The organism is Methanothermobacter sp. CaT2 (assembly GCF_000828575.1).
Classification (GTDB): domain Archaea; phylum Methanobacteriota; class Methanobacteria; order Methanobacteriales; family Methanothermobacteraceae; genus Methanothermobacter.
The window spans coordinates 16,469-31,443 of the sequence record NZ_AP011952.1 but is presented as its reverse complement, the minus strand read 5'-3'; the positions used below and the strand labels follow the sequence as shown (position 1 = coordinate 31,443).

Genomic DNA, 14,975 nt, shown 5'->3' with positions numbered 1-14,975 from the left:
TCCACTGAAAGGCCTTCAAGAAAAAAAGGGTTTAAAGAGGTTCCCATTCATTTATGGGCATAATAGAATACCAGTCTCTCCCCTGATGAATCAACCCTGGCAAACCCGAATCTTTCAAGCTGTACCACATCATCAACCTCAAGTTCTGAGGCATCTCCCTCAATGACACCCTCAATCTCTGAGGCGTCAGGCATCACGACCACTGCCTTGAGGGCTGATTCAGCTGGAACCCAGTGTATCATGGCTGCCTGCAGCTCCCTTGCCTCCTCGATGCCCTCACTGTGGTATCTGAGTTCACCATCAGAGTAGATCACGTTAACAGCATCTATTAACCTGAGAGGACCCTCCCTGAGGTCCCCACGGGGGAGGTACACGTCCCCATTCAGCTCGAGGATGCGGTTACCCAGTTCAGGTTTATCAGGGTGCAGGGATCTTTCAACCCTGATGGGTCCTGGCAGCCCCTCTATTTCGAACCTGACAGGGTCTGCCGCGAAGAAGTACCTCCTGGCTTCTTCCTCCAGGATGTTGCGGTTGAGGCCGTAGATCTTCTTCCAGCTCATGGTGGAGTCTGCTATCTTGACACCGATCTCAACCATGAGTTTCCTTATTGCATCAGACCTTATACCCCTCCTTGCGATGGCCCTGATGGTTCCAAGGCGGGGGTCATCCCAGCCAGAGTACTTGCCCTCGACTATTCCCTCCCTTGCCCCTGATGTGCTCAGTGCAATGTCATCCATCTTAAGGCGCCCGTAGTGTATGAATACAGGGGGCTCCCAGCCCAGGTGCCTGTAGAGGTACTCCTGTTTTTCACTGTTTGCAAGGTGGTCCTTGCCCCTTAGGACATGGGTCACCCCGAGGAGGTGGTCGTCCACAGCAACCGAGAAGTTCATCATGGGGTACACCCTGTAGCGTGTACCTGTGCGGGGGTGTTCGGCCTCCACTATCCTCATTGAAACCCAGTCCCTTATGGCGGGGTTGGGGTGCTGGAGGTCTGTCTTAACCCTCACAACCGCTGAGCCCTCTGGCATCTCAAACATCTCCCTCCAGCGCTGGAGGTTCTCCCTGACCCCCAGGTCACGGCAGTGACAGGCCTTCCCCTCATTTTTGAATTCCCTGAATGCCTCGGGGGTGCATGTGCATACGTATGCCCCGCCCCTCTCTATGAGCCTCTCTGTGTACTCATAGTAGATCTCCATTCGGTCGCTCTGGATGATGGTCTCATCCCATTCAACACCAAGCCACTCCAGGTCAGAGGGGATCATATCATAGGCCTCCGGGTCAACCCTTCGGGGGTCGGTGTCCTCGATTCTGAGTATTAGTTTGCCATCATACCTCCTGGCGTATTCATGGTTGAGGATGGCTGCCCTTGCATGGCCTATGTGGAGTGGTCCGCTGGGGTTGGGGGCGAACCTCAGTACAACCTCACCCTTAACATCAGGGAGGTTCCTGAGTCCCTGTCTCTTCTTCTGCTTCCTCTCCCTGATCTCAAGACCTAGCCTCTCCATTTCACTCTGCTGTTCTTCGGGTTTTAAACTGTTAACCTTCTCAACAGCAGCCTGAACAGCCTCCTTGACCTCAGGGGCCCTCTTTCTGAGTTCAGGTTCATTGCTCATAACGGCCCCCATGACGGCGCCCGGGTTTGCCTTTCCCTTATGCTTAACAGCATTCATGAGTGCGTAGCGGTAGACGAGGTCCTCCACCATCATCACCTAGTGTTCCCTTTCAAGTACAAAGTCAGCTATCCTCATGAGTGCGTCCCTTGCATCTGAGTCTTCAAGTATCTCAAGGCGCTCCTTGGCCATCCTCACATAGTCAAGGGCCACCTCATGGGCATACTGGGTTGCACCGTAGCGTTCAAAGATCTCTATGGCCTCAGCGACACTGCCCTCATCACCTGATCCGAGGATCGATATGAGCCTCTCCCTGTCCTCCTCTGATGCCTCCTCAAGGGCCTTTACAACCATGAGGGTCATCTTGCCCTCTGCTATGTCACTGCCCACAGGTTTGCCCAGAGATTCCTCATCACTCACCACATCCAGGTAGTCGTCGTGTATCTGGAATGCGAGGCCGATGAATTTGCCGTAGTCCTCCAGGGCCTCAACCTCTCTCTCTGATGCGCCCCCCATTATGGCACCTGCCTTTGTTGCTGCTGCAATGAGGGCTGCGGTCTTCTTGTAGATCATCTCCATGTACTCATCCTCTGTGACATCCAGCCTCTCCTCAAAGCCCATGTCAAGGGCCTGGCCCTCACATATCTTAACGCATGAGTCAACCACCACTGCAAGGGCATCCTTCACCCTTTCTGAGTCCCCGTTCCTGATGACGGCCTCGAAGGCCTTGGAGAAGAGGACGTCCCCTGCAAGTATGGCCATGGGTTCACCCCATATGACATGGACTGAGGGTTCCCCTCGCCTCATCTCATCATCATCCATTATATCATCGTGAATGAGTGAGAATGTGTGTATCAGTTCTATGGCCGCAGCCACCCCTGCAGCGTCCTCAGGGTTTCCGCCTACAGCCTCACAGCTAAGGAGTGCAAGTGAAGGTCTTATCTTCTTACCACCTGCTGTTATGAGGTGTTCTGATGCCTTAAGGAGCGTATCAGGTGTTATGTCGCTGATGCACTCCATTATCCTCTTATCGGCCACTTCAGAGTACTTTCTGAGAATATCTAATACTTCCGTCATCGGATACCTCCATTAAATACCTGTGCCTGTCCATTCCTCAAGATGTGTATGTCGTTACCCAGCTTGTAGCCCTCCTCCTCTGCTATCTCGGCGTAGGCCGAGAGCATGCTGAGGTCTCCGTGGGCTGGTATTATGTGCATGGGGTTGAGCATCCTTATGAAGTCCCTGTGGTCCTCCCTACCTGCATGCCCTGATACGTGTGCATTTGTGTAGATCCTTGCACCGCTTGATGCCAGGCGACGCTCCATGAGGTTCCTGTTTGCAACGTTCATGGGGTTGGGTATGACGGGGGCTGATATCACCACATTGTCACCCCTCTTTATCCGGAACTGGGTCTTTGCATTGGCTATCCTAGGCAGCAGAGCATCGGGTTCCCCCTGGTGACCTGTTGTGATGAGGAGGTAATCCTCACGCTTTGCCTCTGCACGTGCAAGGGCCCTGTTAACAGCCTTTGGACTTCCATATATGCTGGCATTCTCAGGGAGTTTGAGTATGCCCATGGCCTCTGCGAGTCCACAGTATCTCTCCATTGACCTTCCAAGGAGGAGCATCTGCCTGTCGCTCTGTGATGCTATGTCACTTATGGCCTGTATACGCTCCATGTGGGAGGAGAAGGTGGTCACTATCATCCCGTTCCTCTCCTCAAGGGGGTTCTTCATTATATCCTCAAGGACTATCCTTGCAACCTTCTCTGAGTGTGTCTTGACCTCCTGCTTCTCGTTGGCCCTGGTTGTTTCAACTATCATTGCCAGGACGCCCTTCCTTCCAAGCTCCCTGAGGCGGTGGTAGTCAGGTGGTGGTGATATCTTCTGGTGGTCATCGAATTTGAAGTCAAGTGCATAGACTATTATACCCTCCGGTGTGTGGAGTGCTGCTATAACTGACTGTGGTATACTGTGGGTTGACTGTATGAACTCCAGTGTTATACCAGGGGATATCTGGCACTTCTCCCCTGCATTGAGGACCTGGAGTGTGTTTAGGACATTGAACTTTCGCTCTGCCTTTATTGTCCTCTCTATGAGTGCTATTGTGTAGGGTGTTGCTATTATGGGGGCCTGGTACCTGTGGGCCAGCTTTGCAACCGCCCCTATGTGGTCCAGGTGCCCGTGTGTGAACACTATTGCCCTGACCTTTCCATCAACGTCCTTCATGAGGGTATCATCGGGTATGACACCCCTCTCTATGAGGTCCAGGCTGTGCATCCTTGCAATGTCTGTGTCCTCATGTATGTGAACCCTGTCAAGGTGAATCCCCATGTCAAATATTACAACATCATCCCCCACCTTAACGGCGGACATGTTCTTACCTACTTCCTCGTATCCGCCGATCGCTATTACTTCTACGCTCAAATTATTACCTCCTGGCGTATTTTATTGTTTCAAAGCCCCTTTCATTTAGCCACTCTCTGGTTCGGCCCATTATTATGACTTGTGAATTTCTGAGATCGTCAAGTGTTTCTGCACCTGCAAGGTACATGGCGGTTTTAAGTGCCTCGTTGAACCTTTCAATTACCCTTATAACGGCCCTGTAACCCTGGCCTGCAGCTTCAAGTACCGGGAGTGCTATTCCAGCCATTGTTGCACCTAGGGCTATGGCCTTTGCAGCGTCAAGTCCGCTTCGTATACCCCCTGATGCAATCACAGGCACGTTTACTGACTCTGCAACCTCCACTGTGCTTGCAGCGGTGGGTATTCCCCAGTCCCAGAAAAGCTCACCCAGGTATCTGTCGTCTGCACGGTAGGTTTCAACTGCGGCCCAGCTGGTTCCGCCTGCACCTGCAACGTCTATGGCCGCCACCCCGCATGCTTCAAGTTTTATGGCGTCCTCTGAGGATATACCTGCGCCTGTCTCCTTGACCATTACAGGGACATCCATGGACTTCACAATTGATGATATGGATTCGAGGGCCCCGGTTGAGTCCACGTCGCCTCCGGGTTGTATTGACTCCTGGAGGGGGTTGAGGTGCACTGCGAGTGCATCTGCATCTATCATCTCAACTGCCCTCTCTGCATATTCGATGTGGGAGCTTCCAATGTTTCCCACGAGCATTGCTGATGGGGCCTCTTTCCTTGCTATGGCGTAGGTCTCCTCAACCTCAGGGTGTTCAACACCTGCCCTCTGGCTTCCAAGTCCAAGTGCAATTCCGAGTTCCTCTGCGGCCCTTGCAAGTTCCCTGTTTATTTTGAGGGCTGCAGGGTGCCCGCCTGTAATTGCACTTATCATTATGGGTGATGAAAGCTCTTTACCCAGGAAATCCAGTCCTATATCTATCTTTTCCCGGTTTATCTCAGGTATGGCCCTGTGAACCATTTCAATTTCCTCGAAGCCTGTGCTCTTCCTGTACTCCACGTCACAGCTTGTGCACAGGATCAAATGCTCCAGTTTTCTATCCGAAATCATTTTAACGCCCTTCAAATTTCCCTTAATTGATAATCCTGAACTATCAGGTTATGATCATGTCTTAATTCCCTTAATTGATGATCTGAATCGATGATCTGGCCTTCAAATTTCCCTTAACTGTAACCCTGAACTATCAGGTTATGATCGTGATATGAATGATTTATTTTCTGATCCTGGTGCCCCTCACAGCCTCTCCACGGAGGGCCCTCAGGATATTTCCAGGTACACCTGCATTTATTATCTCTGATTCTATACCCCTCTCTGCGAGGGCCAGGAGTTCCCCCACCTTACCAACCATTCCACCTGTAACGTCAGTATTAACTGTCCCATCAAGGGATTCGAGGTCATCAAGGGATCCTATAACGTCAAGAAGCCTCGCATCAGGGTATTTCTTTGGGTTCCTGGTGTAAACCCCGTCCACATCGGTTCCCAGTATGACCCTCTCTGGCCCTAACCTGATGGAGAAGTGGTTTATGAGCTGGTCACCTGATATCACAGAGAACCTCACACTGGTGTTTAAGTCAAGGATCACGTCACCGTAACTTACAGGGACCATCCCCTCCTCCAGGTAGGATTTTATCATTGAAAGATCAGCATCCCGGATGCGGCCATTCTCTGCCCTCAGGAATGCTGATGGGGGCATGGAGACCGCCGGTATTCCCTCATCAAGGAGCGCATCACAGACGTGTGTGTTGAGTTTCCTGACCCAGTTCTGTGTGAGTGCGGATCCAAATCTCCGCTTTCTGAATTCCTCCTCATCCTTTATTTCAGATCCTATCCTGTATTTTCCTGCGAATGGGTGGCCGAATGATCCGGCCCCATGTATTATCATGAGTGATAATGGTGAAGCGTCTGCAATCTCTGAGGCTATCCTCTGAAGGTTTTCTGAATCTATTTCAGGTTCCTCAGAGTCCTTTCTGGTAATTACACTTCCACCTACCTTGAGAATGATCATCAAGATGCCCCTTTAAGTGATAAGAAGTTTTACCTGATCAGGCCCTCTTCTGAAAACCTGGCCTTCATTGCATTCCAGTTCCTGTTAAGGGCCTCAGCAACATCTTCTGCGCAGCCAGGGCAGTATGCTATTATGCTTCCGCCTCCCCCGGCACCTGTGATCTTGGAGCCGGCTGCACCTGCACTCCTGGCCTCATAGACCATCATTGAAAGTTCCCCTGTGGACACGCCCATGGCGTCAAGGAGCCCCTGGTTTATGTTCATAAGGTCCCCTATGGGTTCCGGGCTGTTACTCATAAGTGCCCTGTATGCCCTCATGGTTATCATCTCAACTGCATCCATGATTCCATCCATGACATCCGGGAATCTGCTTCGGAGCTCTGCGACTCCTGCAACCATCTCTGCGGTGTCACCTGAATGGTCCAGGTGCGCTATTACAAGATCATGAAGCCGCGCATTAACCTTTTCCACATTCCTCTGACTGTCAAGGTACACCAGACCGCCATATGTGCTCACTGTGGTGTCAAGGGGACTTGCGGCTCCCTGGACTTCGAGTTCAACCCTGTGGGCCCTCGCTGCGGTATCCTCAGGTTCTGATTCCCTTCCATGGTATTCATCAAGGGCCCCTATGAGTGCAACTGTGAGTGCTGCTGATGAGCCAAGGCCCGACCCCACCGGTATCTCCATTTCGATCTGGATACTGAGTGGTGACCCGTCATGGTAGAGTTTGAGGGTTTTCCCAACGTAGTCAAGAATACCTCCCCTTGGGCTGGATTCAGACCTGAAATCAACTCCCAGGGATGGTATGGTAACCCGGTTTTCAGATGAATCCCCTAGGGTTACAGTCACCCTTCTATCTACTGCAGCTGCAATCGCCGGTTTCCCATATACAACGGCATGTTCACCAAAAAGAATGGCCTTGGCAGGTGCTGATGCCCGTGACTTCAATGTTTCACCCTCAGCCTCTCAGGACAAGGGAGGCATAGCCCACAACTGAACTCTGGTCCCCTGTTATATCACCACTCGTGGCATACTTCAGGAGCCTGCACTCACTGGCTCCGAGCATCCTGGATGCTGTGATGCTGGCGGCCACTGGCCCGTAACCACACATGGTTGCATTGAGTTCCGTTATAACACCGTACATGCCTGTATCATCCATTTCGGTTATCCTCTCAATTATCCTGCTGTCAATGGATCCTGCAACATCGGCGGGGCTGTAGTGGGTGAAGTCAGTGCTTGCAATGACAACCGCGTCCCTTTCTGTCCTCTCAATCGCTGCAGCCACTGCATGTCCAACGTCTGTGGCTGTCTCCTGGTCCTGCATCCACATGGTGATGGGGACTATCCTGAATCTATCTGTGAAGTACTGGATGAATGGTACATGGACCTCACAGCTGTGCTCTCCGAGGTGGGCTGTCCCATCAATATCAATGATACCGGATTCCCTTACAATGACCTCTGCAAGTTCACTGTCAATATCCACGACACCGAGGGGTGTTTCCCATGCTCCCCTCTGCATCAGTGAGACGCCTGACCCCATGCCTGTGTGGTTGGGGCAGATTATCACGAATGTTTCAGGTATACCGTCTGATACCATCTCATGGTAGGCGTGGGCTGCCACAGGTCCTGAGTACATGTAACCTGCGTGGGGGGCGATCACCCCCTTTATGTCCCTGGCGGAACCCCTGACCGGCAGACCGCCCGGCCCCAGTTCATGGTTGAAGCACCACTCAATTCGCCTTCTGAGGGCTTCAGGGTCCCGCTCATAGAAAGCTCCCGCCACTGCAGGTCTTCTTATCATAGAACCACTCTAAATTTTCAGTTCAAATTCAGTGGGAGGTATATCCAGGTCCTCATCCTCCTTGAGCACACCCTTCTCCCTGAGCAGCTGCCTTGCCAGGAGCCAGTAAACAAGGGCTATGGCTTTACGGCCCTTGTTGTTGACGGGTATTGCGATATCAACATTTCCAAGCAGGTTTTCTGTGTCGCAGAGTGCCACAACAGGCAGGCCTATCTGTTTGGCCTCAACTATTGCCTGTGAATCTGACCTGGGATCGGTTGCAACCAGCACCTGTGGCTCAATGAACTTTGCATAGTTGGGGTTTGTCAGTGTGCCCGGGATGAATCTGCCGGGTATTGTCCTTGCACCTGTCACCTCACCGAATTTCCTGACAGGTTCCTGTCCATACTGCCTCGTTGATACAGCCAGTATATCATCTGGCTCATACTTTGCAAGGAACTTTGAGGCCGCTATTATTCTGTCATTTGTTTTCCTTATATCAAGGACGTAGAGCCCATCTGATCTTACACGGTAGATGTATTTCTCCATATCAGCTGTTTTCTGCTGTGTTCCAATATGCAGTCCTGCTGCAAGGTATTTGTCTAGTGGTATCAGTAGTTCTGACAATATATCACCTCAGTAAGTTTGATGTTAAAATGGCAGTTCCGCCATGGTTGAATAAGGAATCTCTTCCTGTATGCGTATGAGTTCATTCAGTTTGGCTATCCTCTCGCCGCCTATGGCACCTGTCTTGATGAGTGGTGCCCCGAAAGCCACTGCAAGGTGGGCTATTGTATCATCCGTTGTCTCACCTGACCTGTGGGAGACCACCGGGGTGTAACGGTTCTCACGGGCAAGTTTGACTGTCAGGTAGGTGTCTGTGAGTGTACCTATCTGGTTTGGTTTGATTATTATACCATTGGCGGCACCCATCTCTATGCCCTCTCTGAGTATCTCCCTGTTGGTTACGAAGATGTCGTCACCACAGATTATGCAGCGGTTCCCCACAAGTGAGGTGAGTTCAGCAAAGCCCTCAAAGTCGCCCTCATGGAAGGGGTCCTCAACATAGTACATGTCGTAGGTCTCAATGATCTCCCTGACAAACTCTATCTGTTCACCGGTGTCCTTCTGGACCTTCTCCTGTTTGTAGACGTACCTTTCAAGTTCAGGGTCCCAGAATTCACTTGCTGCAAGGTCCAGTGACGGCCTTACCTCAACGCCAAGTTCATCTGTTACCTCCTCACAGGCTGTTACCTGTATCTCCAGGGCATCATGGTTTGAGAGGCTTGGCACCCATCCTCCCTCATCACCCTTACCACCTGTGAATGAGGGGTCCTTTTTCTGTATGAGTTCCCTTATCTTCTTATGGACGGCTGCATTTGCAAATACCGCTTCTGTTATATCCTCCGCACCCACAGGAACCACAAGGAACTCCTGTATGTCAGGAGCGTTCTCTCCGGCATGGGCTCCCCCGTTTATCATGTTGCCCAGGGGGTATGGTATGGTAGTTGCAAGGTTACCGCCAAGGAACCTGTAGAGGGGCATGTTGTATGATGAAGCAGCCGCCCTGGCAGTTGCCATTGAGACGGCCACTACAGTGTTTCCTCCAAGTGATGAGAGGTTCTCTGTTCCGTCAATCTCCTTTAAAACCAGGTCTATGTCCTGCAGGTCAACGGCATCCATTCCTATGAGTTCTGATGAGATTATATCCTCAACCTCTGTTATGATCTCATCAACCCCACCTGATGGGAATGCTTTGACCTCCCTGGAACCTGTGCTTGCACCGCTGGGGGCTGCTGCCCTTCCAAAGCCGTTCCAGGTTATAACATCAACCTCAACCGTGGGGTTTCCCCTGCTATCAAGAATTTTTCTTACTCTAACATCTTCAATTATACTTTCCACAAAAACACCTCACAATAAACTCTACATGGAAAAATAGTGGTTTATTAGAGTTTATTTGTCTCTTCTAACATCCAGTGGCATTACCTTCTTTTCAAGTTCCTTCCTGGCTATATCAACAGGGTCCAGTGACTCCTGAATCTCAACCTGGGGCCTTGCACCCATTGATATCTGGAGTGCCCTGGCACCTATCAACCTAGCCCTTTCAAAACGTGTGAGTTTTTTTGACGCCATTTCATTGCCTCCAAGAAAAACTTAAAATAGAGGTTCTTGGATTGTTTTGATGGGACCGCCGAGATTTGAACTCGGGTCTCCAGCGTTCCGGTGCTGACCATCCCCGTTCCAGTTGAAAAGTACTGAAACTTCTTCAATGGCTGGGAGGATGGACCAAGCTACCCTACGGTCCCCTACCATGTCTCAACATGTGAAATTAACATTCGTCTGCAGCAGTACCTCTTAAGACCCAGGTCATCAAGGACAGCCTTTGGGTCCTCTCCATCAGCCACTCTTTTCTGATACTCTTTGAAATAGGCTGATACAGGTTTTCCGCAGCTTAAACATCTTACTGGAATCATACTGAATCATTCTACTCTTTAATTTTATAAAATAAAAATATATAAAGTTATCGCTTGATCTACCTGTAACTCTTCTGTCTCCTTGCACGGGCGCCGCGTCCACCGTACTTCTTGGGCTCTGAACGCCTGGGGTCCCCTACAAGCATTGTCCTGTCGTACCTCACAAACTTCTCCTTGAGGTCCATGTCCCCTGTCCATTCCACAAGGCCCCTGGCTATGACCATCCTTGCAGCCTCTGCCTGACCTACGATTCCGCCTCCAACGACCCTGATGTTTATGTCCACATCATTAACAACATCACCGGCCAGCTGCAGTGGTTCCATGATCTTGAGCCTTGCAAGTTCAGGGGTGTAGAGTTCCACAGGCACCTTATTGATCCTCACTCTACCCTTACCTTCACTGATGGTTCCCCTTGCAATGGCGGTTTTCCTTTTGCCGCTTGTGTGAATAACCTTCCTCATGATTACACTCCCTAAGTTAGAATTTAGCGCCCAGAAGTTCTGAAATCTCTCCAAGCTCCATTCCCTTCTTTATGTTACCTGCTCTGGCCTCAGGTATTTCAACCATTTCTTCGTCCTTGAATTCCCTTGGAACACCAACATATGCTTTCAGGCCCTTGAAGGCCTCTCTGCCCTTTGATTTCCTGTAGGGGAGCATTCCCCTCACGGTTCTTCTGAATATGTCGTCGGGTCTTCTCGGGTACTTTGGACCCATTCGGCGGGGGTTTGATATGCTGGCCCTATCAATCCTCTGCTTGTACTTGCTGTATGCCCACTGCTTTGAGCCTGTGATTATAATTTTCTCAGCATTGAGGACAACCACTTCCTCCCCTTCCAGGAGTTTCTGGCTGACCACGCTTGCCAGTCTTCCAAGGATATGTCCTTCTCCATTGATGATCATGAGCAACACCTATTCTATTATCCTGATGTTCTTTATGGCTGGATTTTCTTCAACGATCTTTCCGAGTGTCAGGCACTCTCCACCAGCGCCCTCTATCTTATCCCTGGCTGTCTGTGAAAATGATAGGGCGACAACCTGAACCTTGTGGTCAAGTCTCCCGCTTCCAAGGACCTTTCCAGGTACGATGACCGTTTCATTTTCATCTGTGTACCTGTTTATCTTGGAAATGTTAACCGCGGCCCTGTTCCTTGTGGGTCTTTCGAGCCTCCTTGCAACGTCCTTCCAGATCGCCGCGCCCTCCTGGGATGATTTCTTTCTGAGGTTGCGTATGAGTTTTATGAGATTGGGATTTGTCTTGGTAATCTTCCTAGCCATGGCTTAGCCTCCTTCACAAAATGTTATTACCCTTTCTGCCTTGTCTCTGAGGATGTCACATGCCCTAAGAAGGACATCCTTAGGGTCAACTGATCCGTCGGTCTCTATCCTGAATATGAACTTGCCTTCCTCATATCCCACAATTATGGCCCCTTTATCACATGCCCTCACACAGCTCTTGCACATTGAACAGTTTTCAACATCAAGTACCTGGGGTTTCCCTGATTCCCCTCCAAGAACTCCCCTTGGACATGCATCCACACATTCAAGGCACTCATCGCATTCCTCTGTGAATGTTATCATTGGATAGTACTTGTATGCACATGCTGTTGTAGGCTCCCACTTGGCATGATCCCTTCCCACACCGAGCTGTGCAACAGCCTCCAGTTCAAGCTCATCCTCATCCCCCAGCTTCACAAGGGGTATATCAGAATATACAGGTTTGACTGCAGGTGTCTCTGATAGAAGATCCCTGGAGTAGATTACGCCGGGACCCTTCTTTTTGAGTGTGAAAGATACACTGCATTCAGAGCAGTATTCATCACAGCCACACTCCTCAGGCATTTTCAGGCCCTCAATGAATTCAGGGTCAGCTTTGAGGGGTACCAGTCCAAGCCTGTGGGCGAGTACCTCATCAAACATCCTGGCGTCGTTCCTGTACATGTTAACGTACTCAATTGCCAGTTTGGGGACCTCCATCATGCAGATCCTCCTTATGGCGTTTATGAATGGAACGGTTACGCCAGTGACCACAAAGACCATTTCGGTATCAGTTTTTTCCTTAAGAGCAATATCCATTTTAGACCCTTCTTCCCCTCTTACCTCCAGGTCTTCCTGTGCCATCATGAGGTATGGGAGTTACATCCTCAATTTTGCCTATCTTCATTCCTGCCCTTGCAAGGGCCCTTATGGCTGCCTGTGCACCTGGTCCCGGTGTTCTTGGGCCGTTTCCACCTGGAGCCCTCACCTTGATGTGCAGGCCGACGATGCCCTTCTCCTTTGCATCATCAGCAGCCCTTGTTGCAGCCTCCATGGCAGCGAAGGGTGATGACTCCTGACGGTCAGCCCTCACAACCTTACCACCGGACCACTGTGTGATGGTCTCTGCACCGGTTATGTCTGTAATGGTGATTATTGTGTTGTTGAATGATGAGTAAATATTTGCGATTCCCCATTTTTCCTTTTCAGCCATTTTATCTCTCCCTGAATTTATTCAGCGTCCTGGGCTGCTTCGATCTGTTTTTTCATTGGGGATGATGGGTAGAATCCTATTTTGTCCTCTTCTCCCCTTTTAACTATGTATCCCGGGGCGTCGATTTTCCTGCCGTCGAGGGCTATGTGGCCGTGAACAACCATCTGTCTGGCCTCGTTCACCGTCCTTGCGAGTCCCCTCTTGTGAACCAGTGTCTGGAGTCTCCTCCTGAGCACGTCTTCCACTGTGAGGTCAAGGACGTCCTCAAGGTTTGCGCCCTCATTGAGTATTCCTGTCCTCACAAGGTGTCCCAGGAGCTGTTCCCTCTCCTTCTTTGTGTGTTCACCGGATATACCAAGGAGGTACCTTGCATCCCTCCTGTATCTCCTCACCATTGTTTCTGCTTTCCAGACTTCCTTCTTGTTCTTGAGGCCGTACTTTGCCACAAGCCTGTTTTCTTCCTTTATTCTTTCAGCGTTCCATGGGTGAGGTGGAGTATCATATTTTTTTCTTGCCTTACGTGGGTGTCCCATTTTAACCTCTCCTTATCTACCTTTTCCTCCTTCTCACACCAACTGAGGAGCCCTTCCTGAATGTGGACTTTGTCCTCTGTCCCCTGACAGGTAGTCCAAGTTCGTGTCTTCTTCCCTTGTAACTTCTTGTTTTCCTCATGCGGTTGAGGTCCTCTCTGAGGCACATGTCAAGGTCTGACTCTATGAGGTGCTTGTCCTCGCCTGTCTCGTAATCGTTACGCCTGTTGATCATCCATGATGGGATGTTGTACTTTGCAGGGTTCTTTATGGCCTCTTCAAGCCTTTCTATTTCATCATCTGAAAGGTAACCTATCCTCTGGTTAAGATCGTATCCTGCTGACATGATTATTGCCCTTGAAAGAGCCTTTCCAACGCCCTTTATACTTGTAAGGGCATTTTCCATGGTCTTATTACCATCAATGTCCTTTCTGGCAATACGAACCATATGTTTGAATTCTTCTTCCATTCATTAACCTCCAGTAAGAGTGAATTCGCGGGACGGGGGTTGCGAATTCCAGATAACAGTCGTAGGTGCAACATTGTTGCTTTAACCGACGCCGGGACTGGGATTTGAACCCAGGAGGAGCAAAGCTCCACAAGATTTCCAGTCTTGCGCCTTACCTGGCTAGGCTATCCCGGCATATGATGTATCATTTTAAGTGTATGGACTGAAGCCTATTTAAGTATTGCTATGGGGACCGGCGCCACATCCGGGGGTAGGTCCCGGGCCTCATGAAGACCTTCTCTGTCTCAATCACAAGGCCGCTGTCTGCGGCCACAATATCAAGGGACGGCATCAGCGCCTCACCAACGGCCACAAGTTCCCCCTTGAGGGTCATCACCGCAACCGTGTCGCCCTTCCTTATGTTATCATCCAGGCCAGCTATACCTCCACGTGCAAGGTCAGCGCCATGGCATACTGCATCAACTGCAGAGTCAAGGATGACGGCACGGGGGAGATGGGATACTGCAAACTCCATGGGGAGGATGCATTCACGCAGGAATCCCTCATCCCCATCCTCAACCCAGAACTGGTAGGCGTCCTTGAGGTCGTGGAGTGTTACCAGGCCCTCCTCTGTGAAGGGTCCCACACGTGTTCGTCTGAGTTCAGCCATGTGGGCCCCTGTACCAAGGGCCTCGCCCACATCATGGCAGTACTTCCTCACGTAGGTCCCTGCCTCACAGGCTATCCTGAAGAGAACATCCTTACCATCAATTTCCAGTATACTCACATCGTAGATTGTCCTTACACGGAGCTCCCTTTTAACAGCTGACTTGAGGGGAGGTATCTGGAAGATCTTTCCCTGGAATTCCCCTAGCACCTCCCTTATCCTGTCCTCATCCACCTCCCTGTGAACCCTCATGAGGCATACGTATTCCTTGGGGGCCTCAAGGAGAAGCTGCATGACCCTTGTTGCCCTGTTTATACCCAGGGGCAGAACACCTGTGACCTTCGGGTCCAGTGTGCCCCCATGCCCCACCTTCTCTGCGTGTAGCATGTCCCGAACCCAAGCATCCACCTGGTGGGAGGTGGGACCTGAGGGTTTATCAAGGTTAACAACGCCGTGGGATATGTGGGTCTCAATGTCCCTCTCGTGAGGAGGACACCCATATGAAGGGTCCGTGCGTGACTCCTTTAACTCCATGAATTCTGCCATGAGGGATACCTGCAAAAATAAG

19 protein-coding genes and 2 tRNA genes are annotated in these 14,975 nt (G+C 50.7%); all 21 read right to left on the bottom strand.

Annotated elements, in window-relative coordinates:
- Positions 1–47: 47 nt before the first annotated feature.
- On the bottom strand, positions 48–1,706 hold the full coding sequence (gltX, locus tag MTCT_RS00255) for a glutamate--tRNA ligase (RefSeq protein WP_013295359.1): 1,659 nt from the start codon (positions 1,704–1,706) through the stop codon (positions 48–50).
- Between the two features lie 3 nt (positions 1,707–1,709).
- Entirely contained in the window at positions 1,710–2,687 is a 978-nt protein-coding gene (gene idsA, locus MTCT_RS00250) for a short chain isoprenyl diphosphate synthase IdsA (protein ID WP_013295358.1), read from the bottom strand.
- Positions 2,684–4,036, bottom strand: a complete 1,353-nt coding sequence (locus tag MTCT_RS00245; protein WP_013295357.1) for an RNase J family beta-CASP ribonuclease — start codon at positions 4,034–4,036, stop codon at positions 2,684–2,686. Before MTCT_RS00245 ends, idsA begins: the two co-directional genes overlap by 4 nt.
- A 4-nt stretch (positions 4,037–4,040) precedes the next feature.
- Positions 4,041–5,087, bottom strand: a complete 1,047-nt coding sequence (gene fni, locus MTCT_RS00240) for a type 2 isopentenyl-diphosphate Delta-isomerase (RefSeq protein ID WP_013295356.1) — start codon at positions 5,085–5,087, stop codon at positions 4,041–4,043.
- A gap of 160 nt (positions 5,088–5,247) precedes the next feature.
- Positions 5,248–6,042, bottom strand: a complete 795-nt coding sequence (locus MTCT_RS00235) for an isopentenyl phosphate kinase (protein ID WP_013295355.1) — start codon at positions 6,040–6,042, stop codon at positions 5,248–5,250.
- Between the two features lie 29 nt (positions 6,043–6,071).
- Positions 6,072–6,989 (bottom strand): mevalonate kinase, encoded by a 918-nt coding sequence (gene mvk / locus MTCT_RS00230; protein ID WP_013295354.1) that lies wholly within the window; start codon positions 6,987–6,989, stop codon positions 6,072–6,074.
- Positions 6,990–6,999: 10 nt separating this feature from the next.
- Complete coding sequence (locus MTCT_RS00225) at positions 7,000–7,842, bottom strand: MEMO1 family protein (RefSeq protein WP_048174856.1); 843 nt, start codon at positions 7,840–7,842, stop codon at positions 7,000–7,002.
- Positions 7,843–7,851: 9 nt separating this feature from the next.
- A complete protein-coding gene (gene rpsB, locus MTCT_RS00220) occupies positions 7,852–8,448 on the bottom strand; it encodes a 30S ribosomal protein S2 (protein ID WP_048174854.1) in 597 nt (198 codons plus the stop codon).
- 24 nt (positions 8,449–8,472) lie between these two features.
- Entirely contained in the window at positions 8,473–9,723 is a 1,251-nt protein-coding gene (gene eno / locus MTCT_RS00215; RefSeq protein WP_048174851.1) for a phosphopyruvate hydratase, read from the bottom strand.
- 51 nt (positions 9,724–9,774) lie between these two features.
- Positions 9,775–9,954, bottom strand: coding sequence for a DNA-directed RNA polymerase subunit K (locus tag MTCT_RS00210; RefSeq protein ID WP_048174849.1), 180 nt, complete (start codon positions 9,952–9,954; stop codon positions 9,775–9,777).
- Positions 9,955–10,004: 50 nt separating this feature from the next.
- A tRNA-Pro gene (locus MTCT_RS00205) sits at positions 10,005–10,127 on the bottom strand.
- Positions 10,128–10,295 (bottom strand): DNA-directed RNA polymerase subunit N, encoded by a 168-nt coding sequence (locus MTCT_RS09145; RefSeq protein ID WP_084126074.1) that lies wholly within the window; start codon positions 10,293–10,295, stop codon positions 10,128–10,130.
- A gap of 59 nt (positions 10,296–10,354) precedes the next feature.
- On the bottom strand, positions 10,355–10,756 hold the full coding sequence (locus tag MTCT_RS00200) for a 30S ribosomal protein S9 (RefSeq protein ID WP_048174846.1): 402 nt from the start codon (positions 10,754–10,756) through the stop codon (positions 10,355–10,357).
- Positions 10,757–10,772: 16 nt separating this feature from the next.
- On the bottom strand, positions 10,773–11,195 hold the full coding sequence (locus MTCT_RS00195; RefSeq protein ID WP_048174844.1) for a 50S ribosomal protein L13: 423 nt from the start codon (positions 11,193–11,195) through the stop codon (positions 10,773–10,775).
- Positions 11,196–11,204: 9 nt separating this feature from the next.
- Positions 11,205–11,570 carry a 50S ribosomal protein L18e gene (locus MTCT_RS00190; protein WP_048174842.1) on the bottom strand — a complete coding sequence of 122 codons (366 nt, stop codon included), beginning with the start codon at positions 11,568–11,570 and terminating at the stop codon, positions 11,205–11,207.
- Positions 11,571–11,573: 3 nt separating this feature from the next.
- Complete coding sequence (locus tag MTCT_RS00185; RefSeq protein WP_048174839.1) at positions 11,574–12,368, bottom strand: DNA-directed RNA polymerase subunit D; 795 nt, start codon at positions 12,366–12,368, stop codon at positions 11,574–11,576.
- A gap of 1 nt (position 12,369) precedes the next feature.
- Positions 12,370–12,762 (bottom strand): 30S ribosomal protein S11, encoded by a 393-nt coding sequence (locus tag MTCT_RS00180; protein ID WP_013295344.1) that lies wholly within the window; start codon positions 12,760–12,762, stop codon positions 12,370–12,372.
- 17 nt (positions 12,763–12,779) lie between these two features.
- Positions 12,780–13,295, bottom strand: coding sequence for a 30S ribosomal protein S4 (gene rpsD, locus MTCT_RS00175; protein WP_048174837.1), 516 nt, complete (start codon positions 13,293–13,295; stop codon positions 12,780–12,782).
- A 16-nt stretch (positions 13,296–13,311) separates the two neighbouring features.
- Positions 13,312–13,761, bottom strand: coding sequence for a 30S ribosomal protein S13 (locus MTCT_RS00170; RefSeq protein WP_048174835.1), 450 nt, complete (start codon positions 13,759–13,761; stop codon positions 13,312–13,314).
- A gap of 89 nt (positions 13,762–13,850) precedes the next feature.
- Positions 13,851–13,935: transfer RNA gene (locus MTCT_RS00165), tRNA-Ser, on the bottom strand.
- A gap of 49 nt (positions 13,936–13,984) precedes the next feature.
- Positions 13,985–14,953, bottom strand: a complete 969-nt coding sequence (locus MTCT_RS00160; protein WP_048174833.1) for an RNA-guided pseudouridylation complex pseudouridine synthase subunit Cbf5 — start codon at positions 14,951–14,953, stop codon at positions 13,985–13,987.
- Positions 14,954–14,975 lie beyond the last annotated feature (22 nt).